The organism is Methylophilus sp. 13, from assembly GCF_015354335.1.
Lineage (GTDB): Bacteria > Pseudomonadota > Gammaproteobacteria > Burkholderiales > Methylophilaceae > Methylophilus > Methylophilus glucosoxydans.
Window position 1 is genome coordinate 25,787 of the sequence record NZ_JADKYR010000007.1, and the last position, 20,228, is coordinate 46,014.

Sequence of the window (20,228 nt, forward strand, 5' to 3'; positions counted from 1 at the left end):
AACCATCTAGTCACCTGATTGTCATCTGTCTATAGTGTGATCCATGCAATCACGCACACCCCTGAACAAGGAGCAAACCATGAAAAAACTGGCATTTATCAAACGCAGTAACGGCAACCACTGGGTCGGTGACGGCTTTCCGGTACAAAGCATTTTTTCTTACCGCGATATCGCCAGTGATATTTCACCCTTTTTGCTGATGGACTATGCAGGCCCCACTAGCTTTGAGCCAACAGCACATAGACGCGGCGTCGGCCAACACCCGCACCGTGGCTTTGAGACGGTCACCATCGTCTACGATGGCCAAGTCTCGCACCATGACTCCACCAACGCGGGCGGCACCATTGGCCCAGGTGAAGTCCAGTGGATGACCGCGGGCTCAGGCATTATTCACGAGGAGTATCACGGCGATGACTATGCACGCACAGGCGGTCCGTTTGAAATGATCCAGTTATGGGTCAACCTGCCTGCCAAGGACAAAATGACCGCGCCAGGCTATCAAGGCATTACCCATGCCCAGATTCCTGAGGTCACTCTGCCGCAAGAGGCAGGCAAGGTACGTGTCATTGCCGGTGCATATGACGGCAACCCAGGCCCGGCAAAGACCTTCACGGCAATGAATGTGTGGGATGTACGCCTCAATGCAGGCACGCGCACCACCTTCACCTTGCCAGAAGGCCACACCACCGCCATTTTTGTATTGCATGGCGCAGTGAAAACCGGTGAAGTGCATACCATCCGCCCTAGTGAACTGGCCGTGATGCAGCGTGAAGGGACTGAACTGGTATTGCAGGCCCAGCAAGACACCACGTTGCTATTGCTCAATGGTGAACCGCTCAATGAGCCGGTGATCGGGCATGGTCCTTTTGTCATGAATAGCTGGGAGGAAATCGACCAGGCCATTAATGACTACAACCAGGGCCGCTTTGCCACCGCTTAAGGGCCAGGCATCTTGATCACATAAAACAGCAGGCACCGCCGTCAACCAGCAGTACTGACGGCGGTGACCCAGCCAACCACATCTCGAGAGGATTACATTATGAAAAATACACCCTACACCCGTCTGGACCGTGACAACGCTGCCGTATTGTTGGTAGACCACCAAGCTGGCTTATTATCACTGGTACGCGATATCGAGCCAGACCGCTTTAAAAACAATGTGCTTGCATTGGCCGATGCCGCCAAATTTTTTAACCTGCCCACCATCCTAACCACCAGCTTTGAAACCGGCCCCAACGGCCCGCTTATGCCATAGCTCAAGGCACTGTTCCCAGATGCGCCCTACATCGCTCGCCCCGGCCAGATTAATGCCTGGGATAACCCGGACTTTGTACAGGCCATCAAGGCGACAAGTAAAAAGCAGCTCATTATTGCTGGCGTCGTCACAGAGGTTTGTGTCGCTTTTGTCGCACTCTCAGCCATTGAAGCCGGTTTTGAAGTATTTGTGGTCGCCGACGCCTCAGGCACTTTTAACGCCCTCACCCGCGATGCCGCCTGGCTACGCATGCAAGCCGCCGGGGTACACATGATGACCTGGTTTGGCGTGGCCTGTGAACTTCAGCGCGACTGGCGCCACGATATTGAAGGCCTGGGTGCCCTTTGTGCCAACCATATTCCAGATTACCGCAACTTGATGACGTCTTACCATGCTTTGTCTGCCGCCAACCCTTAAGGCTTTGCAAGCGTAAAGAATCCCGGTTAAAGGATTTTTTTAGCCTAAATACGTTCAAAAGTTTATGAGTGGCAACACGTGGCATAAAGGGCTTCCTACAGTCGCTTAAGCCTGAACCGGATGCCCTACCGCCAGTTACCCGCGTAATCTGCAATTGTCGCGTTTGAAAATGAAGGTTGAATGAATTTTCCACTTCAGTTTGATAACAAGACAACACGGCAGCCATAACGGCTGCCGTTTGCACTCACGCAAAAGGAGGTGTGACATGCCCAGAGGTTCCAGCCCGAAACGGGAACGTGAATATGAAAAACTCGAAGAGGAATTTAAAAAGGATCACCGTTATCCTGGGCGCGAAGAGGAAGTCGCTGCACGTATTGTGGGTAAACAACGCAAAGAAGCCGGTGAGACCAAAGAGTAATACCAGAGTGGGCGGTACCCCGCCCTCTAGAAATCAATGTGCTTGGCACTGATCCGATAAACCCAATTGCAAAAGGGGGTTGTGATGCAGCAAACAGATCAATTTGTAGTCTCGCCCCTAAGTTACCAGCCCGATTACGAGGTGGTAGCCACCACCGAACGCACCCGCCAGCAGCACCTGCAGCAAACTCTGCACAAGCTCTCAGAAATCAGCAGCCAGGCCGCCACCCATGCTGCACGCAGTGTGCACCTGAAAAGCCACGGCCTGCTCACAGCCGAAATGCAAATCTATGACCAACTGCCGCCTGCCTATGCACAAGGCCTGTTTGCACGCCCGCAAACCCTGCCGCTGATTATGCGCTTTTCCACTGTCCCTGGTGACATCCTGCACGACAAACCCGGTACGCCCCGCAGCCTCGCGCTGAAGGTGGTAGGTGTAGAAGGCGAGCGCCTGCCAGGCAGTGAAGACGCCATCACGCAAAATTTTTTATTTGTAAACGGCGCCAGTTTTTTATCCTCCAGCGTGCAGGTGTTTTTAAACAACCTCAAACACTTAGCGTGTTCGCCCAACACCAGTTCAGAATTCCGGCATTTCCTCGCGCAATTGTTCCGTTCTACCGCACATTTGGTCGAGTCGCTCAAATATGGCCAGCAATCGCAGCTTAACCACCTCTACCAGTCGCAAGAAACTAACTTGCTCGGTGAAACCTACATCAGCCAGGACCCGATCATGTACGGTGACTACATGGCTAAAATCGCGGTTGTTCCCATCGCCCCCGACCTCATCGCCCTCAGCAACAAACCCATAGACCTGTTCGCCTCCGACGGCCTCAGAAAATCCATCGTCGATTTTTTTATCAAGCGCACCGCCGTTTGGGAGCTACGCGTACAACTCTGCACCGATCTCCAAACCATGCCCATCGAAGACGCCACCATCATCTGGCCAGAGGAGCATTCCCCTTATATCCCAGTCGCCCGCATCACCGCCAAACCCCAAATTGCCTGGAGTCCATACCGTTCGCATGTGGTGGATGAAGGCATGCTGTTCTCGCCCTGGCATGGCATTACTTCTCACCGGCCACTGGGATCCGTGATGCGGCTCAGGAAAATGAGCTATGAGATGGCTAAAAAAATGCGGGCAGAAAAAGAAGATGCACGCATCTGCGAACCCACCAGCCTGGATGATTTGTGTTAAGCCGCAAATCATCGCTCCGCATTCTCATATGACGCGGCGCTGATGCATGTATCCCCATAGATCCGGCAGGTAAGTCGCAATGACCATCAATGCCGCCAGGCTCAGGAATATCCACTTTACTGAATAGCTGGTGACAAACTTGGCAGCGGGCGTTTGCGATTGCACAAATGCATAAAATGATGGTTGATCTATGCCTTCGATATACTGGCCTTTGATTTCCGTGGCCATCTCTTTTAGATGCTCCACATCCTGGCTGGATAAATAGCGGTCAAACTCGGCATAAGCCACCGGTGGATCAGGATCATCCTTGCTGGCATCACTGTAATTAACGCCGCCGCCCGCACTTTCTGCTGCCGCATCCGTCCCCCAATAGCCGACAAAATGATTGTTGGCATTAAAGCGTTTGATCGGTGCAGGCTCTTTGCCGCCCACGCCCACAAATATGACTTTTTTGCCTATACGTACATCACTGATGTCCAGTTTATTAATGCCATTGGCTTTGGGCGCTTCGTCACCATCCGTAAAAAACAGCATTTGTGCCGGAATATTCAGGTAATCAAACGTCGCCTCGGCAGCTTTAACGCCAAACGTCATGCGGCTGTTACCACTCCAGGCCATGCGCCATTCGAGGTGGTTAATACTGTCGTTAATAATGTCAAAGTTAGCGCACACTTCCAGTGGCATAAACAGCAGAGCAACATTTTCCGCCGCAAATACGCCCACACTGACATAAGTACCGCAGGGCGATGTTTTGACAACTTGCCGCATCAAATGCTGTGTGTAGGCCAGGCGGGTCACGGGTTTATCCGCAATGTGCATATCCTCGGCATTCATGCTTTGCGAAATATCGGCCAGTAATAAATAGTTGTGTACCTCTTGCTTGAGCTGAATCTCAGGCTTCACTAAGGCCAACAACAAAAAGACCGCTGCAGCCAGCAACAAGCTGGTCTCATAATGCGCTTTCAGCAGGTTAAAAAAGCGTTTCATGGCAACCCCTGTGGCAAATTGCTGATTTCCATGCCGGAAGGATCTTGCGGCACAGTTTTGATATGTTTGGGAATCACCCCATGCAGTAAGCTCAAATTAAACTTGGCCGCCTGGTTGTGTGGATCCAGCTTGAGTGATTGTTCATAGGCCGCCCGTGCCTGCAAGTAATCAAATTTGGCCTGCTCCTGGATGGCGCCATCGGCTTCCACCAGGCGCTGCAAACCGGAACGGAACAACTGATTGCCGATATTAAAATGGATCTGCGACTTCAATGCCTGGTCCGGGTCAAAGAGCGCCGAATCCTGCTGCTTGGGAGCTTCGAGCAATTGGCCAAAATTCTGGATGGCATGTTTGTAGTTGCCTGTTTTAACTTGCTGGTAAGCATCGGCAAATTTCTGGTGAAAAGGAAACGGGTCGCCTTCTAATACTTCGCCAGCCTGCAACATACGGTTGGCCGTCGCAATATGACTGACCTGGTAACCCTCATAGACACTGCCGAGCACGCCGACAATCAGCATCAACCCCAACACCTGGTTTTTGCGCGTTAAATGGTTTTTCATTCATACACCCTCAGATTTTTAATCACCAACATCAACAACACCAACACCAGCGCAGACACCATAAACACCTTGGAATAGTCATAGCCGGCAATCGTCTCGCGATATTTAATGGCCTTTTTTTCCCGCGAATCGATGTCATTAATGGCCGACTGCAAGGTTTCCGGATCATCCGCTTCATACGCTTTATACTTCAGGCCCAATGACTGGAAATACTTATGCAACACGATGGAGTTAGGCGTACGGTCCTCGCCATATTCGGCTTTGGAAAAAATACTCGGCTCGCCAGGTTCGCGTAACATGATCCAGTAAATACTCAGCTTGCGGCTTTTCAGGCGCTCGCTCAGCAAATACTTCACGCGCGGGCTTAATTTGCCCGCACCGTCAGACAGCAGGATTAGCGCGCGTGAGCCGGAGTTTTCGATGTTATCGAACAGGCCGACCGCCTCCGTGAGACCTGCACCGATATTGGTCTGGTTGAGCGAGGGGCTGGTGGCGGCCAAAATCGCGGCATGGATGGCATCACGGTTGGTCGTGATTTTGATGCCATACAACGCCGAGTTGGTAAATCCCACCACCCCCATCATGTCGTTCGGACGCGAATCAATAAACTGCGTAATAATGCGGCGTGCCGCGGCAGACTTGATTTCCGCCACATGGCCGGAAGCATCGCCCGCAAACGGGTGATCCATACTCACGCTACGGTCTATCACCATCACGGTTTGCGCACCCTTGCCCACACGCGGGATTTGCTCATCCGCCCCCCTGGGTGCGGCCAATGCAATCACGATACTCAGCAGTAACAACGACATCACCCCTTTAACTGCCAGGTTGAGCCGGTCCGAAAACAGGTCCTCCGGCATCAGCTCCAGCCAGCTGTAATGCTGACCCTGATGTCCTTTTAACCAGAAAGGCAGCAACGCGATGGGCAATAGGGCAAATGCCCATGGATGTAAAATACTCATGACACGCCCCGCTCACAATCACGCAGACGCTTGCTAAGCTGTACCAATTGCGCAATCACCTGGCGGCTATCGCGTGTCTTCACGTCATACAACGATTGATTGGAAGCTTCAAAAAACTGGCTGATTTCCTGTTGCAGGCTTTTAAAGCCCGGGCGCAATGTGACAAATGCTTGCACATCCCTCGCAAAAATATTGGCACCGTAATGCTGGTTAAATGCTTGATGCAGATACACCAACGCCTTTTTCTCCTCAACAGCAGTTTTTGGTGTGGATGATCTCGCCAGCCGTTTGAGCTGTCGGTGCGCACGGGCAAAGGCACCGCCCATAAACGGCAACCAGTGGCCATCTGCATTGATGTATAAAAGCGCCAATAAACTGCCGACCAGCAAAGCGAGAAACACGACCAGCCGTTGTTGATGTGCCCGATGATCAATCAGCGGGGTAGCCACTTCCGGCAACATATTTTTCTTGGCTGTCACGCTACCGCCAGTCACCAGTGGTGAAAACCAGAAACCCCAGGCAGGCACTTCTACACTGGTTGAAACCGGCGGAGTTTTACTGGTGAATACGAGTTTTTCAGTGGGTAACTGCATCACGGTCGGTGTCATGCTTGCCGCAAACACCTGGTAACTGAGTTGCAGGGTGTATTGTGTATGGTCAGATTCCGCTTCGGATTGCACCGCAACATTCACCAACTCTATCCCGTCATGCTTGCTCCCTTTTTTGGGCAACGCTTGGTCTGAAAACTGATATGCCGCTGGCACCTGTAACACGACAGTCCGCTGCAATACATCGCCGATATGCACATGATTATTTAAGGCAGGATTTATGACCTTAATGATTGGGGTTACAGTTGCCTGGCTCACTGGCGTTGCCGCCATTGCAGCATTCACCGTCAACACCATGGCTGCCCCCCATAGCAGGCCTTGCATGGCCTTGACCAGGGGATTGTTTGAAATTTGATTACGCATGCTTGTCACTCTCGCTTAGGTAAACTTCACTCACATCGTTTGTTCAAAATAATGCGTCATCAGCTCGGGCTGGTAATCGCCATGCATAAACAACGCCGGACTATCAAAACGCAAAAACAACGCTTCCAATGCCTCTCTGCGCGCATTAAATGCCGCCAGGAATTTGGCTTTTACTTCACCACGGAAAAACATTGTCCGGTTACGCCCGGTTTCCAGGTCTATCATGGTGCCAAAGCCGAACTTGGGCAGCTTTTTATATTCCTCATCGTCCCACAGCACGATAGGCACCACTTTGTGTGCAGACATGGCCAGCAGTGTTTTCTCAATCACAGGCAATGGCATATGAAAATCCGAAATCCAGAACACCAGCGCGCGCGTCTGTCCCAGGAAATTAGGCATGTCGGTGACGCCGTCCATGCCCATGCGCTGCGATTGATAGGTATGCAGCAAGGCGATAGTCTGTTTGCTCTGGTGAAAACTGCGGCTGAGAGGCAAGGTAAAATCTTCAATCACCTGCTGGTGATAGCCAATAAAGCCGAACAGATCTCCGGCCTGGTAAGCCGAGTTCGCCACCGCCGTGGCAATTTCTATTGCCGTATCCAGCTTGCGCTGCTGCCCCGTGAATTGCATAGAGCCAGATAAATCACACACGGCATAAATCGGCGTCGTGCTGTCCTGGTTAAACTGCCGCACCTGCACCTGTTCAAACGGGTCACGTATCGTCTGCCGTAAATCCATACGCCTTGCATCCGGGTAATCCACCAGGTTGATGGTGCCACGGTAATCGGAGCCGATACCGCGCTGTGTGCCAGGATGATCACCGAGCTGGATGCTGTCAGATTTCCAGCCAATGACATATTCGAAGGGGCGCGCATATTCACCCTCATCGTGATGCACCGGCATTTTCTTCCCGGCTTTTTTCCAAGCATGTTTGAGTGTTGATCGCATGATGGCCTGCTTTTAAGCTGCTTTGCTAAACGACAAGCTAGGCACGGCCACCGTGCGGATAATGTTGTTGGTCAACTCCCTGGCCAGCGCCGTGCGGCGATTTTCGTAAGCTGCGTTAAATACCAGGCGATGTGAAATCACCTCATGAAACACGGCATGAATGTCCTCGGGATACAAACTGTCGCGGCCATTCAACCAGGCATTCACACGTGCGGCTTTCATCAGCATGCCCATGCCGCGCGGACTGGCGCCGGTCTGGATCACACGGCTGACATCCACACTGTCCATGGTCACGCCAAACTTCTCCGGATGCTGGGTCGCGTCCCACAAATCCATGGTGTACTCTTCAAGCACGTCGCTGGACTGGATATGATTTTGCAAAAGGTCGGAAAACGCATTCAACTGGTCAAATTGCAGAATATTGCTTTCCACCTGCTGCGTGAGTTTTTCCGCGTGCTGGAATTTGGTATTGAACACCAGAGACTTTTTCAGCTCGCGATCTGAAGGAATCTCAATTGGAATTTCCATCATGAAACGGTCTCGCGCCGCAGAAGGAATCTCAAAGGTTTCGTTTTTCTCCACCTGGTTGCGGTCAGCAAACACAATCATGTGCGGCATGCGGTATTCTTTTTTAAATGCGCTGATATGACGCTCCGCCATCACACGCAACATGAGTGCATGTACCTGCGGCCTGGCGCGGTTGATTTCATTAAAAAAGAAGACTGATAAATTTTCACCCGCCCGCAACAATGGCCCTTCATCAATTTGCGGCCTGCCATCCGGTCCCAGAAACGTGTGGTAAATCAGGTCATTCGGCATCAAGTCCACCGTGCCCTCAATCCGCTCATAAGCCCCACCTATGCCACGGGCAATGGATTGCAGCAAGGTTGTTTTACCTACCCCCACACCACCATCCAGCAACACATGGCCGCGGGCAAAAATCGCAATATTCATTAATCTGACGGCTTTGCTTTGTCCCACAATCACTTGATTCACTTGTTTTTCAAGGTTCAAAGCATGCTGACGCCAGTCTGTCAGTTGGGTATCTAATGCCAATCGAATATCAGAGGTAGTGGACATGAATCTTTCCTTTAATTAAATGTTTCAAAAATGTAACAGAGTGTTAAAGGTCCACAATCCTCCAGTTTAGAGAACCTTACTGGTCCAGCCATTTATGCGATATAGTGATTGTTTGCTAATCCAGATTGCCAACAAAATAAAGGGAATTCTTCCCGTTGCTGCATTGGCTGCCACAAACAAAGGAGAGGAAAATGCTACGTTCTTGGAGCCTGCAATTAACCATTGCCGAGACCTCGGGCTTGCCGGTCTACCTGCAAATCGCCCAGCAAATCATGGAAGAAATCCAGAAAGGCAGATTGGCCCCATCTACCGCTATGCCGGGTACACGCGAGCTGGCGGAACAACTTAAGGTCAACCGCAAAACTGTCATCCTCGCCTATGATGAACTGATCGCCCAGGGCTGGCTGGTCACCGAGCAAAGACGTGGCTCATTTGTTTCGGCCAATCTGCCCAATTTCACTACACAACCGCAAGCAAGCAAAACCGGTCATCAGCCCGCCAATGTGGTGGAGGGCTCCACGCATCCACTCCTCAACTACCAGTCACCCCTCAATGGTGTGATTGATTTCAATGATGGCATTCCTGATTCACGGCTGATCCCGTTCAACATTTTGTCGCGTGCATTCCGCCATGCGTTAATCGGCTCCAGCAAAGGTAACAACCTTGGCTATGGTGATCCGCGTGGCACGTTTGCATTACGGCAATCGATTGCCACCATGCTCAATATGGAAAGAGGCCTGAGTGTGGACATTGACCAAATCTGCATCGCACGCGGTAGCCAGATGGGCATCTTCCTGGCCGCGCGTATCCTCACCCGGCCCAATGACAATGTGGTGGTGGAACAACTGAGCTACCCCGCTGCCAAAGAAGCCTTCCGCTCCTGCGGTGCCAACATCCTCACCGTGGGGCAAGACAAACACGGTATCGATGTCACTGCACTGGAAAAACTGTGCAAACAACACCCGATCCGCGCCATTTATGTCACCCCGCACCACCAGTTCCCCACCACCGTGATCATGACCGCCGAGCGGCGCTTAAAACTGTTGATGCTGGCTGAGCAATACGACTTCACCATTGTAGAAGACGACTACGACCACGAATTTCATTTTTCTTATCACCCGGTATTCCCCCTGGCGAGCACCAATCACGGTGGCCGTGTCATCTATGTCGGCTCGCTCTCCAAAGTGCTCGCCCCCGGATTGCGTGTCGGTTACCTGGTTGCCACACCCAGCCTGATAGACCGCTGTGCACAGGAGGTGATGCTCATAGACCGGCAAGGTAACTCCATCACCGAGCTTGCCGTCGCCGAGCTTATGAACGCCGGCGAAATCAAACGCCATATCCGCAAAACCTTTAAGGTATACAACGAACGCCGAAACCTGTTGATTGCGTTGATTAAAAAGGAGCTCAAAGAATACGTTACTTTCGACGCCCCCGATGGTGGGCTCGCCATCTGGTTACGTTTGAAGGAGGGTTACGAGGTTGAAACGGTGGCGGCCCAGGCATTAGTCCACAAAGTGCGCATTTTGCCCGGCACACTCTTTTCAGAATCACAGCAAAGTGTGCATGCCATCCGGCTAGGATTTGGCAGCCTGACCACGGCAGAACTGGAGAAAGGCGTTCTGGGGTTAAAAGCCTGCTTTACCCAGCGCTGAAGATGGGAATAAATCAATATTTAGAATATTGAGAGCGATCAATATATACAGACCCTGCTTGATACCTTTCCTTTCATGGTCTGGCTCAAGGACGAGGACAGCTGCATCTCCGTGGCAAATATTGCCTATGCCAACATGGTGCGGGTGGCATCCAGTGCAGCCACTATGCCGATTAAAAATGCTGAAGGCTATTTTTTAGCAAACCCAAACCCTTTGATGAAACTGATATGCACGCTTGTTGGAAAAGTGCAGTTTAACCATTATTCCGCAGTCGCCTGATCGGTAGTAATCAACGCTAAAGCTGATTTCAACTCTCCCGCGTCAACCTCCCTCACCAAGCGTTTCAGCTCCACGCCATCTTTCATAAAAATGAGCGTCGGCCACAGTTTCACGTGAAACGATCGCCCCAACCGGCGGCCTTTCCCATCCTCAATCTTGATGCGGCGGATAGATGGAAACTGGGTGAGTTCAGCGCTGATTGTAGGTTGCGCTGCCTTGCAGTAGCCGCACCAGCTGGCGCCAAACTCTAGCAGCGTGGCACCTATGAGGGCATTGATCTCTTTGCGGGTAGGTTCTGTATTTTCCATTTAATCATCCTCGTAAGTGCATCATGGGCATTAAGCATCATTGATACAAAACAAACACTCCCTGAAATCTTGAGGTGACTTTGGCTTCGCTGATCACTTTAGCCATGACTATAATTTTCGCCCTGCCGTTTTGCTGATACATGCCTTTAAACTGCTCCCAATCATCAGCTGATTGAAAGCTCGCCACACATTCAAAATCTGTTTTCACTGGCAATAGATAATCAATCTCTTGCCGCTTGATGACCAGGCTGCCTTTAAGCCCGGCTTGTTCAATTTTGGACTGCGCCAGTGACCAGGCCGTGGTAATCGAAATAGCGGCGATGCTGCCACCAAACACGATATCGAGGTGGTTTTTGTTGGGCAAAAAATCGCCGTAGGCGGTGAGTTGGTGTTCATCCATCCTAGCAATGTGTATCCCCAGGTTTTTAGTTTGGGGGATGCGTTGAAACAAGGTTTCTTCAAAATTTTGTTCGCGTTGGCTCATTTTGCTTCCTATGCATAAGGCGATTTTAGTTAACTGGTTTTTTGCAGTAAACGACACCCTTCAAACAACTCTGCCACCCACTCGATAAATGCCCGCACTTTGGATGAGAGGTGACGATTTTGTGGATAGAGTGCGTTAATCGGCAAACTCCCGGCCGGAAAATCGGCCAAGACCTTTTCTAATTTACCCTCAGTTAAATACCCTTGCACCATGAATGCGGGCAGCTGACTGATGCCTAGCCCTGCCAGCGCAGCGGCGACGATAGCATCACCATTGTTGATGGCGAGTTTACGTATGGCGGGGATTTCTTGCTCGGTGCCTGCATGCGTGAGCATAAAGGGGCGGATTTTTCCGGTTTTGGAGGAAAAAAAGTGTACGCCCTGGTGGTGTTGCAACGCCTCAGGGTACATAGGCCTGCCATGAGTGTTGAGATATTGCGGGGCGGCGACCAGTAAAAACTGCATGGTGCCTACGCGCCTGGCAACCAGGCTGGCGTCTTGAGGATTGCCGACGCGGATCACGCAATCGACGCCCTCCTCCAGTAAATCAATTGGCCTGTCGTCACAGCCGATCTCAAGCTGGATCTCGGGATAGCGTTTAAAAAACTCGGCCAGGGCAGGAATAATCACTAACCGGCCTAAAGGCGTGGGCACGTCTACGCGCAAGCGCCCTTTTGCGCTGGCGGTGGACTGCGTGAGTGCGGCTTCGGTTTCTTCGAGCTCGTTTAATAACCGGATAGCGCGCTCATAATAGGCAGCGCCATCCGTAGTCACGCTGATGCGTCTGGTAGTCCGGTGCAGCAGTTTGACGCGCAAGCGCTTTTCCAGCGCCAGTACCTGGGCCGAGACAGTAGTTTTGGGTAGGTTGAGCGACATGGCGGCTTTGGTGAAGCTCTCGAGCTCGACCACCCTAGTAAAGGCCAACATGGTGTCAAAACGGTCCATATCCGTCCTTGTTTGACTTGATTGTCCAATAAATTAGCACAGTGATTGCATTTTTAGGTGATTTATCTGGGGTTTTTATTTATTTATAGTGGTCACCAGTTTTAAACCACTTTATTAATTGAGGAGTATCAAGATGAGCAAGAAACTGGAAGGAAAGGTCGCTGTAGTCACTGGGGCCTCTAAAGGCATAGGGGCAGAAATTGCCAAACGCTTTGCCCGCGAGGGTGCAGCGGTGGTGGTGAATTATTTATCGAGCAAGGCTGGGGCTGACAAAGTAGTGGCCGAGATTACACAAGCGGATGGCAAGGCGGTGGCGGTGGGCGGCAATGTCAGTGAGGTGGCTGATGCACACGCGCTGGTAGACGCAGCGATCACTCACTTTGGTAAGCTGGATATTTTGGTCAATAACTCCGGGGTGTATGAATTTGCCACCCTAGAAGAAATCACGCCTGACCATTTTCACAAGCAATTCAACATTAATGTGCTGGGCCTGTTGCTGACCTCGCAAGCCGCGGTCAAACACTTGCCTGAGGGCGGCAGCATTATCAATATTGGTTCGGTAGTGAGCCGTTTAACCCCCCCTGCGAGTGCCGTGTATACCGGCACCAAGGGCGCAGTGGATGCCATCACCGGCGTGCTGGCCAGAGAGTTGGGCCCACGCAAGATTCGCGTCAACGCCTTGAACCCTGGCCTGGTGGAAACAGAAGGCACGCATACCGCCGGGGTGATCGGTTCAGAAATGGAGTCCGCTTATGTGGCACAGACGCCACTGGGGCGCAGTGGGCAACCGAATGATATTGCCTCTGTCGCAGTGTTTCTGGCCTCTGAAGATGCTTATTGGCTGACTGGTGAGCAATTGCTGGTGGGGGGCGGTTTGCGCTAGTGGATGCCCAAATGCAGGCACGCAGCGCAGTGCCTGCATTAGCGTTTGCATCAACCCTACACCATGTGGACCACTACCTTTGAATATGCCGCCACCGGCCACAGTATCAAGCTGCAGGTGTTTGGCCGCCACCACCGCCAAAAGCGAGGGCCAGCACTGCTGTATTTTCATGATGGCCTGTTTAATCAGGGCCAGATTGAGAGCGCGCATGCACTGGCTGAAGCCATCTCAGACAGCTGTGTCGTGGTATGTGTAGATTATCCGCTGGCGCCGGGTGTGCAGTTTCCACACAGTATAGAAGTCGCCTACCAGGCCTTGCAGTGGCTCAGTGAACATGCAAAATTATTAGGGGCAAATGCGAAGCTGCTATTTGTAGGTGGCGAGCGCGCTGGCGGCAATCTGGCTGCCGTCACCGCCCTGCTTTACAGAGACCGCGGGCTGCGTGCACCTGCCCAACTGCAAGGGCAAGTCTTGGTTAACCCCATGCTGGATGCCTTGCAAACCTCGCCTTCGCTCGCTAGTCTGACCGAGAGTCCCTGCCGGGCGGCATGGGCTGACTATGCGCCCTGCCCCAGTTTGGCTTGGCATCCTTATGTTTCGCCTGTCCAGTCGTGCCGACTGGCGGGGCTGGTTAATGCGCTCATCATTAGCGAACAAGGCCATCCGCTTGTGGATGAAGCAGCAGCCTATGCGAAAAAATTATTATTGGCGGGCGGGCAAGTACAACACTGGTGTGTTAGCGAGAAAAGTTGGGCGCAACATGCGCCGCTGATCCGGCAGTGGATGACTCTCTAAAAGGCAAAGGCCGTCTTAAACGGCGTTATGCGTAGGAGAGCTCATCCCAAGCCGAGGGGTCGTTGGCCGTGAGCGGTTCATCAAAACTGTTTTGATGAAAGCGCTGCATTTTGTCTTGAACAGACAGGGTGAGCTCAAACTTGCTGACACCAGGCAGGCGGCGGAAAGGGCCGGAGGGGTCAAACGAGCGGTAATGCAGGCTGATGAAAATGTCGGGGGAGACTTCAAGGTCAAAGCGCTGGGCGTAGGCAAAATCACTGGAGACATCGGTTTGGTTAAAGCCAAACGCGAGGGCATCGCGGCTGACATTAAACCATTCTTTTTCATGGCAGGCTAAGTCAATCGAAAAACTTAATACATCAAAAATCTGATCAGCAAATTCTTTAGGCGTCTGCATAGCGGTTAATTCTTTAAAATGGCGTTTATGAATGGCTGATAGACACTTTAAACAAGCGTTTGTCAGTAATATATTGGTAGCAATCTGATAGTTATGTCAGATTTATCTGGCAAAGTATTTTTAGCAGCCGTTATTTCAATCTTTATTTCTCTTAAGGGCATCATGCATTCCACTTCTGACTTTCTGGTGCAAGCGGCCATTTACCTGTCTTTCGCCATTATTCTGGTGCCATTGTTCAAGCGGCTCGGCCTGGGTTCGGTGCTGGGTTATCTGATTGCCGGGATTTTGCTGGGCCCTTATGCCTTGAAGTTGATTGCCGACCCGGAGCAAGTGCTGCACTTTGCCGAGTTTGGCGTGGTATTGATGTTGTTTTTAATTGGTCTGGAGCTGGAATCGCAAAAAGTATGGGAGTTGCGCAAGCTGTTGTTTGGCCTGGGAGGCTTGCAGGTAACACTGACCATCACCGTGGTTGGCAGCATCGCCTACTTAATGCACTTTTCATGGCAGGAGGCGCTGATTATCGGCATGGGCGTGGCGATGTCATCGACCGCCATTGGACTGACAGCACTGATTGAGAAAAAGCAGTTACACACGCCGGGCGGACAAGCGGCCTTTGCCACCCTGCTGTTTCAGGATTTATCAGTGATCCCGCTGTTTATGATCCTGGCCTTGATTGCCCCGCATCACGCCAGCACCGGGTTTGATGTGATGGCCGTGGGCAAGGCCATTGCCGTGATTGTTGCCATTATTTTTGCCAGCCGCACGCTGTTGCCCCCGGTCATGCGCGTGATTGCCCAAACCGGCTTGCGCGAAATGTTTGTCGCTTTTTCATTGTTACTGGTGATCGGGGTCTCCCTGGCCATGCAATCGGTCGGCTTGTCGATGGCCCTCGGTACCTTTCTGGCGGGCGTGTTGCTCGCAGGCTCTGAGTACCGCTATGAACTCAGGCTGGACATTGAGCCAGTCAAAGGTCTGCTGTTAGGGCTGTTTTTCATTTCGGTCGGCATGACCGTAGATATCTCACTGGTCACACAACAGCCTGGATTGATTTTTGGCTTTGCCCTGCTCATTGTGGCGATCAAAATGGTCTTATTGATGGGCCTGGGCCAGGTTTTCAAGTACTCGTTACGCGACAAACTGTTATTGGGCCTGTCTATTTCGCAAATTGGCGAGTTTGCGTTTGTGATTTTTGGCTTGGCGTTAAGCCAGGAATCCTTGTCTCGCAACAGCTATAACACCCTCAATGCCATCGTCGCCGTGTCTATGCTCATCACCCCGCTGCTGCTGTTATTGTATGACCGCTTTTTAACCCTGCAATGCGGAGAACGTGCACCCGATGCCATCCATGAAAATAATAACGTGATCATTGCCGGTTTTGGCCGCTTTGGCCAGATTGTTGGCCGTGTACTGTTAGCCAAAGGCATCAGCGCCACCCTGATTGATAACGACCCCAACCAGGTTGATTTAACCCGCCAGTTTGGCTGGCGATGCTACTACGGTGATGCGTCACGACTGGATGTGCTTGAAGAAGCTGGCATAGGCTCGGCCAAATTGCTAGTCATTGCTTTGAATGACACCCATGCCACACTAGAAATGGCCCGTCTGGTCAAGGAGCGCTGGCCACAGGTTAACATTGTGGTCAGGGCCAGAAGCCGGACCGATGCGTTTGATTTGCGCGAGCTGGATTTGCAACCCATCCGCGAGACGTTTTACTCCTCACTCGAAGCCGCCAGACAAGCCTTATTGGTCATTGGTGAAACAGCCACAGCGGCGAATCACATCATTCAGCAATTTGAAAAGCATGATGTGGAACAACTGGAAACCACGCTCAAAATCCGCCATGACAGAAAAGCCTTGTCGACCGTTATGGCGCAAGGGCGTGAGGATCTTAAAGCCCTGCTTGAATCAGAAAGCAGTCTGTTAGATAAAACCTAAGCTTTAAACTGGCGGCTTTACTGCTGCGTTTCATAAATCTATGACAAATAAAAAAGGCTCCCTCAGGAGCCTTTTTAGTGAAACACTGATGCGCTTAAATATCCAGTGAACTGACACTTAAGGCGTTGCTTTCGATAAAGGCGCGGCGCGGTTCCACGTTATCACCCATCAAGGTAGTGAAGATTTCATCGGCACCGATGGCATCTTCAATCTGTACTTTGAGCAAGCGACGTACGGTCGGATCCATGGTTGTTTCCCACAGTTGTTCCGGGTTCATTTCGCCCAGACCTTTATACCGCTGAATATTCAGGTTATGTTTGGCTTCGCCTAGCAACCAGTCTAACGCCTGTTTAAAGGTGCTGACTTTTTGCTCTTTTTCACCGCGCTTGATCATGGCGCCTTCACCCAGCAGGTTATTCACCATTTGTGAAGTGCGGTTGATCTGGCGGTAATCGCCGCTGCCTACAAACTCGGCATCAATGACGCAACTTTGCAGGTTACCGTGCACGTATTTGTTCACTTCCAGACGATAGGCGCTGGTCTCTGTATCTTGTGACACAATCACTTCTGAGCCGACTGCACCGAGGATAGGACGCAGTTTTTCTGCCACATTGTTAGCGGCGGCCTCCGTGCTCAGGTCAACCTCGCCCACATCCTGAATGGCGCGCAAAACGCTTTCGTCATACAGATTAGCAATGCGGCGGATTACGGCTTCGGTCAGCACCATTTGTTTGGCGATGCTGGTCAAGGCTTCATCTTTCAGAATCTCGCCGCCCTCTTTGGTCACCAGTATGGCATCGCGCAAGGCTGAATTAAGCAGGTATTCATCGAGCTCATGCTCATCTTTGAGGTAACGCTCATCACGGCCTTGTTTGACTTTGTATAGCGGTGGCTGTGCGATGTAGATATGGCCATTTTCAACCAGCTCTGGCATCTGGCGATAGAAGAATGTCAGTAACAAGGTACGGATGTGCGCACCATCAACGTCCGCATCGGTCATGATGATGATGCGGTGATAGCGCAATTTTTCCAGGTTAAAGTCATCTTTACCAATGCCGGTGCCCATGGCCGTAATCAGTGTGGCAATTTCGGCAGAGCCCAGCAACTTGTCAAAACGTGCTTTTTCCACGTTTAAAATCTTACCCTTGAGTGGCAAAATGGCTTGGAATTTACGGTCACGGCCTTGTTTGGCAGAACCACCCGCAGAGTCCCCCTCGACCAGATAGAGTTCGCAGAGCGCCGGATTTTTTTCCTGGCAATCAGCCAGTTTACCTGGCAGGCCCATGGTGTCCATCACGCCTTTACGGCGGGTGATTTCACGGGCTTTACGGGCTGCTTCGCGCGCGCGCGCAGCTTCGACAATCTTGCCACATACGATTTTGGCATCAATCGGGTTTTCTTCTAAAAACTCAGCCAGTTTAGCGGACACAATTTCGGAGACCACTGGTTGTACTTCACTGGACACCAGTTTGTCTTTGGTTTGTGAACTGAACTTTGGATCTGGCACTTTGACCGAAAGCACACAAGTAATGCCTTCACGCATATCGTCACCGGTGGTTTCGACCTTGGCTTTTTTAGCAAACTCGTTTTGCTCGATATACTGGTTCAGCGTCCGTGTCATGGCGGTGCGCAAACCGGTTAAATGGGTGCCACCATCACGTTGCGGAATATTGTTGGTGAAACATTGCACGGTTTCTGAGTAGCTGTCATTCCACTGCATGGCTACTTCTATCGTGATGTTGTCTTTTTCACCAATGGCATAAAACACTTTAGGGTGCAAAACCGTTTTGCTGCGGTTCATGTACTCCACAAACCCTTTTACACCACCACTGAAAGCAAAGTTTTCTGACTTGCCGGTACGTTGATCAATTAATTCAATCTTGACGCCGTTGTTCAAGAAGGACAATTCGCGAATACGCTTGGCGAGGATTTCAAAGTGGTATTCAACCAGCACAAACGTGTCGACAGAAGCCAGAAAATGTACTTCTGTCCCGGTTTTATCAGTAGTACCAGTCACGGCCAATGGCGCTTGCGGTACGCCACGATGGAATTCCATCTGATGTACCTTACCTTTACGGTAAATCTTGAGTTTTAACCAGTCTGACAGCGCATTAACGACAGACACACCCACACCGTGCAGACCGCCAGACACCTTGTAAGAGTTCTGGTCAAACTTGCCGCCGGCATGTAACTCGGTCATCACGATTTCAGCCGCGGAGCGTTTGGGCTCATGTTTATCGTCATCTTTGACATCGGTCGGAATGCCGCGACCGTTATCAGAAATACTGATGGAATTATCCGGGTGGATAATCACTTTAATATCGTCACAATGCCCGGCTAGTGCTTCGTCAATGGCGTTATCCAGCACTTCGAATACCATGTGGTGCAAACCAGAACCGTCTGACGTGTCACCGATGTACATGCCAGGACGCTTACGTACAGCGTCCAAACCTTCCAAAATCTTGATACTGTCTGAGTTATATTCTTGTGGCTGTGCCATAACAAAAGTTTCTTTAATTGAGAGTTAAAAGACCATCACCCTAACATTGGCCGTGTTTCACGTGAAACACGGCTACCAGCATTATATGCGCATTGGCATCACAACATATTTATAGTTGGCATCGCTGCTTGCGGTGATCAGGCAACTGCTGTTGGCGTCTGCGAACGCAAATTGAATTTGTTCATCACTCAGATTATTAAGCACATCAATCAGGTAAGTGACATTAAAACCAATATCCAGTGCGGCATTGCTGTAGTCGATATCGAGTTCTTCTTCTGCTTCTTCTTGCTCGGTGTTGGTGCTAATCAGTTTGAGCTGATTATTGGTGATGACCATGCGGATACTGCGATATTTTTCATTCGACAGAATAGACGCACGTTGCAAGGCGCTCAGGATTTGTGTGCGATTGACCAGAAAAGTATTTTGATGACCATTGGGAATCACACGGTTGTAATCCGGAAACTTGCCATCAATCACTTTGCTGATCAGTTGGATATCACCAAATTCAAAGCTGACCTGTCCGTTCAAGACTTCAATCACGACAGGCGAATCTGACTGCTCATCCAGCAACTTCGTCAATTCCAGCACTGTTTTACGCGGCAAGATCACTTCTGTTTTTTCAAAGCTTTGCGCCAGGGTGGTATTGGTATAGCTTAAACGGTGTCCATCTGTGCCCACCACGTGCAACTGGTTGCCGTTTACTTCCAGCAATAAGCCATTCAAGTAATAGCGGATATCTTGTTGCGCCATGGCAAATTCTACTTGCTTGAGCAAGCGTTTGAACTCTGATTGCGCCAGACTGAAACTGATGTTTTGGCCACTGGCTTTGCTCATCAAAGGATAATCTGCTGCAGGCAGTGTTTGCAGGTTAAAGCGGCTCTTGCCTGCTTTCAGTGTAATGCGATTATCCTGATTATTCATTTCTATCGTGGTGCTGTCAGGCAATGAACGGCAGATATCCAGCAGTTTTTTTGCTGAAATCGTTGTACTTAATTCGCCTTCAATGCCGCCATGTACTTTCAGAGAAATCTGCATTTCGAGGTCGGTAGCGGTCAAATGCATTTCATCCTGTTTGATGTTAACTAACAGGTTAGAAAGGATAGGTAATGTATGCCGACGCTCTACGATGCCAGTCACACTATTGAGTGGTTTAAGCAAAACCTCACGGTTAATTTTGATTTGCATGGCCTGACCTAATTAATAACTTTATTTCAATATATAAAAGATAAGAATAATAGTAATGTTACGTTTTTTTG

At 50.8% G+C, this 20,228-nt stretch carries 20 protein-coding genes and 1 pseudogene; 9 read left to right on the top strand and 12 right to left on the bottom strand.

Annotation, left to right across the window (positions count from 1 at the left end):
• The first annotated feature begins 79 nt into the window (after window positions 1–79).
• The 4 genes and pseudogenes from INP77_RS13695 to INP77_RS13710 all read left to right on the top strand — a co-directional run bounded on the left by INP77_RS13695 (window position 80) and on the right by INP77_RS13710 (window position 3,284).
• Entirely contained in the window at window positions 80–940 is an 861-nt protein-coding gene (locus INP77_RS13695; RefSeq protein WP_194749640.1) for a pirin family protein, read from the top strand.
• Window positions 941–1,039: 99 nt separating this feature from the next.
• Window positions 1,040–1,672, top strand: a pseudogene (ycaC, locus tag INP77_RS13700) (isochorismate family cysteine hydrolase YcaC).
• 265 nt (window positions 1,673–1,937) lie between these two features.
• Window positions 1,938–2,090 carry a hypothetical protein gene (locus INP77_RS13705; protein ID WP_194749641.1) on the top strand — a complete coding sequence of 51 codons (153 nt, stop codon included), beginning with the start codon at window positions 1,938–1,940 and terminating at the stop codon, window positions 2,088–2,090.
• A gap of 84 nt (window positions 2,091–2,174) precedes the next feature.
• Window positions 2,175–3,284 (top strand): catalase family protein, encoded by a 1,110-nt coding sequence (locus INP77_RS13710; RefSeq protein WP_194749642.1) that lies wholly within the window; start codon window positions 2,175–2,177, stop codon window positions 3,282–3,284.
• Window positions 3,285–3,308: 24 nt separating this feature from the next.
• Here INP77_RS13710 and INP77_RS13715 read toward each other — a convergent pair whose 3' ends face one another.
• The 6 genes from INP77_RS13715 to INP77_RS13740 are packed head-to-tail and all read right to left on the bottom strand — an operon-like array spanning window position 3,309 to window position 8,792.
• Window positions 3,309–4,271: a vWA domain-containing protein gene (locus INP77_RS13715; protein WP_194749643.1), complete on the bottom strand. Its 963-nt coding sequence runs from the start codon at window positions 4,269–4,271 to the stop codon at window positions 3,309–3,311.
• A complete protein-coding gene (locus INP77_RS13720; RefSeq protein ID WP_194749644.1) occupies window positions 4,268–4,831 on the bottom strand; it encodes a hypothetical protein in 564 nt (187 codons plus the stop codon). The genes INP77_RS13715 and INP77_RS13720 overlap by 4 nt, the downstream gene beginning before the upstream one ends.
• Window positions 4,828–5,793, bottom strand: coding sequence for a VWA domain-containing protein (locus INP77_RS13725; protein WP_194749645.1), 966 nt, complete (start codon window positions 5,791–5,793; stop codon window positions 4,828–4,830). Before INP77_RS13725 ends, INP77_RS13720 begins: the two co-directional genes overlap by 4 nt.
• Window positions 5,790–6,764: a hypothetical protein gene (locus INP77_RS13730; RefSeq protein ID WP_194749646.1), complete on the bottom strand. Its 975-nt coding sequence runs from the start codon at window positions 6,762–6,764 to the stop codon at window positions 5,790–5,792. Before INP77_RS13730 ends, INP77_RS13725 begins: the two co-directional genes overlap by 4 nt.
• 30 nt (window positions 6,765–6,794) lie before the next feature.
• The gene (locus tag INP77_RS13735) at window positions 6,795–7,667 is read right to left on the bottom strand and encodes a DUF58 domain-containing protein (RefSeq protein WP_194749700.1); all 873 of its coding nucleotides are present in this window, start codon (window positions 7,665–7,667) and stop codon (window positions 6,795–6,797) included.
• Between the two features lie 57 nt (window positions 7,668–7,724).
• On the bottom strand, window positions 7,725–8,792 hold the full coding sequence (locus INP77_RS13740) for a MoxR family ATPase (protein WP_228518951.1): 1,068 nt from the start codon (window positions 8,790–8,792) through the stop codon (window positions 7,725–7,727).
• Window positions 8,793–8,983: 191 nt separating this feature from the next.
• Between INP77_RS13740 and INP77_RS13745 the strand changes: the two genes are divergently transcribed.
• Window positions 8,984–10,447 (top strand): PLP-dependent aminotransferase family protein, encoded by a 1,464-nt coding sequence (locus tag INP77_RS13745; protein WP_194749647.1) that lies wholly within the window; start codon window positions 8,984–8,986, stop codon window positions 10,445–10,447.
• Between the two features lie 111 nt (window positions 10,448–10,558).
• Window positions 10,559–10,726, top strand: coding sequence for a hypothetical protein (locus INP77_RS13750; RefSeq protein ID WP_194749648.1), 168 nt, complete (start codon window positions 10,559–10,561; stop codon window positions 10,724–10,726).
• Here the strand turns inward: INP77_RS13750 and INP77_RS13755 are convergent.
• The 3 genes from INP77_RS13755 to INP77_RS13765 are packed head-to-tail and all read right to left on the bottom strand — an operon-like array spanning window position 10,708 to window position 12,462.
• Window positions 10,708–11,034, bottom strand: coding sequence for a thioredoxin family protein (locus INP77_RS13755; protein WP_194749649.1), 327 nt, complete (start codon window positions 11,032–11,034; stop codon window positions 10,708–10,710). The two genes, INP77_RS13750 and INP77_RS13755, sit on opposite strands and share 19 nt — an antisense overlap.
• A 37-nt stretch (window positions 11,035–11,071) precedes the next feature.
• Entirely contained in the window at window positions 11,072–11,518 is a 447-nt protein-coding gene (locus tag INP77_RS13760) for a YiiD C-terminal domain-containing protein (RefSeq protein ID WP_194749650.1), read from the bottom strand.
• Window positions 11,519–11,547: 29 nt separating this feature from the next.
• Window positions 11,548–12,462 (bottom strand): LysR family transcriptional regulator, encoded by a 915-nt coding sequence (locus INP77_RS13765; RefSeq protein WP_194749651.1) that lies wholly within the window; start codon window positions 12,460–12,462, stop codon window positions 11,548–11,550.
• Between the two features lie 133 nt (window positions 12,463–12,595).
• On the opposite strand from INP77_RS13765, the gene INP77_RS13770 reads away from it, so the two are divergent.
• Window positions 12,596–13,345 (top strand): glucose 1-dehydrogenase, encoded by a 750-nt coding sequence (locus INP77_RS13770; RefSeq protein WP_194749652.1) that lies wholly within the window; start codon window positions 12,596–12,598, stop codon window positions 13,343–13,345.
• 45 nt (window positions 13,346–13,390) lie between these two features.
• Window positions 13,391–14,140: an alpha/beta hydrolase fold domain-containing protein gene (locus INP77_RS13775; RefSeq protein WP_228518952.1), complete on the top strand. Its 750-nt coding sequence runs from the start codon at window positions 13,391–13,393 to the stop codon at window positions 14,138–14,140.
• Window positions 14,141–14,165: 25 nt separating this feature from the next.
• Here INP77_RS13775 and INP77_RS13780 read toward each other — a convergent pair whose 3' ends face one another.
• Window positions 14,166–14,537 (bottom strand): hypothetical protein, encoded by a 372-nt coding sequence (locus INP77_RS13780; protein ID WP_194749653.1) that lies wholly within the window; start codon window positions 14,535–14,537, stop codon window positions 14,166–14,168.
• A gap of 162 nt (window positions 14,538–14,699) precedes the next feature.
• On the opposite strand from INP77_RS13780, the gene INP77_RS13785 reads away from it, so the two are divergent.
• The gene (locus tag INP77_RS13785) at window positions 14,700–16,472 is read left to right on the top strand and encodes a monovalent cation:proton antiporter-2 (CPA2) family protein (RefSeq protein ID WP_194749654.1); all 1,773 of its coding nucleotides are present in this window, start codon (window positions 14,700–14,702) and stop codon (window positions 16,470–16,472) included.
• 94 nt (window positions 16,473–16,566) lie between these two features.
• Here INP77_RS13785 and gyrB read toward each other — a convergent pair whose 3' ends face one another.
• Window positions 16,567–18,972 (bottom strand): DNA topoisomerase (ATP-hydrolyzing) subunit B, encoded by a 2,406-nt coding sequence (gene gyrB / locus INP77_RS13790; RefSeq protein ID WP_194749655.1) that lies wholly within the window; start codon window positions 18,970–18,972, stop codon window positions 16,567–16,569.
• 81 nt (window positions 18,973–19,053) lie between these two features.
• Window positions 19,054–20,157, bottom strand: a complete 1,104-nt coding sequence (gene dnaN, locus INP77_RS13795; RefSeq protein WP_194749656.1) for a DNA polymerase III subunit beta — start codon at window positions 20,155–20,157, stop codon at window positions 19,054–19,056.
• Window positions 20,158–20,228: the final 71 nt, after the last annotated feature.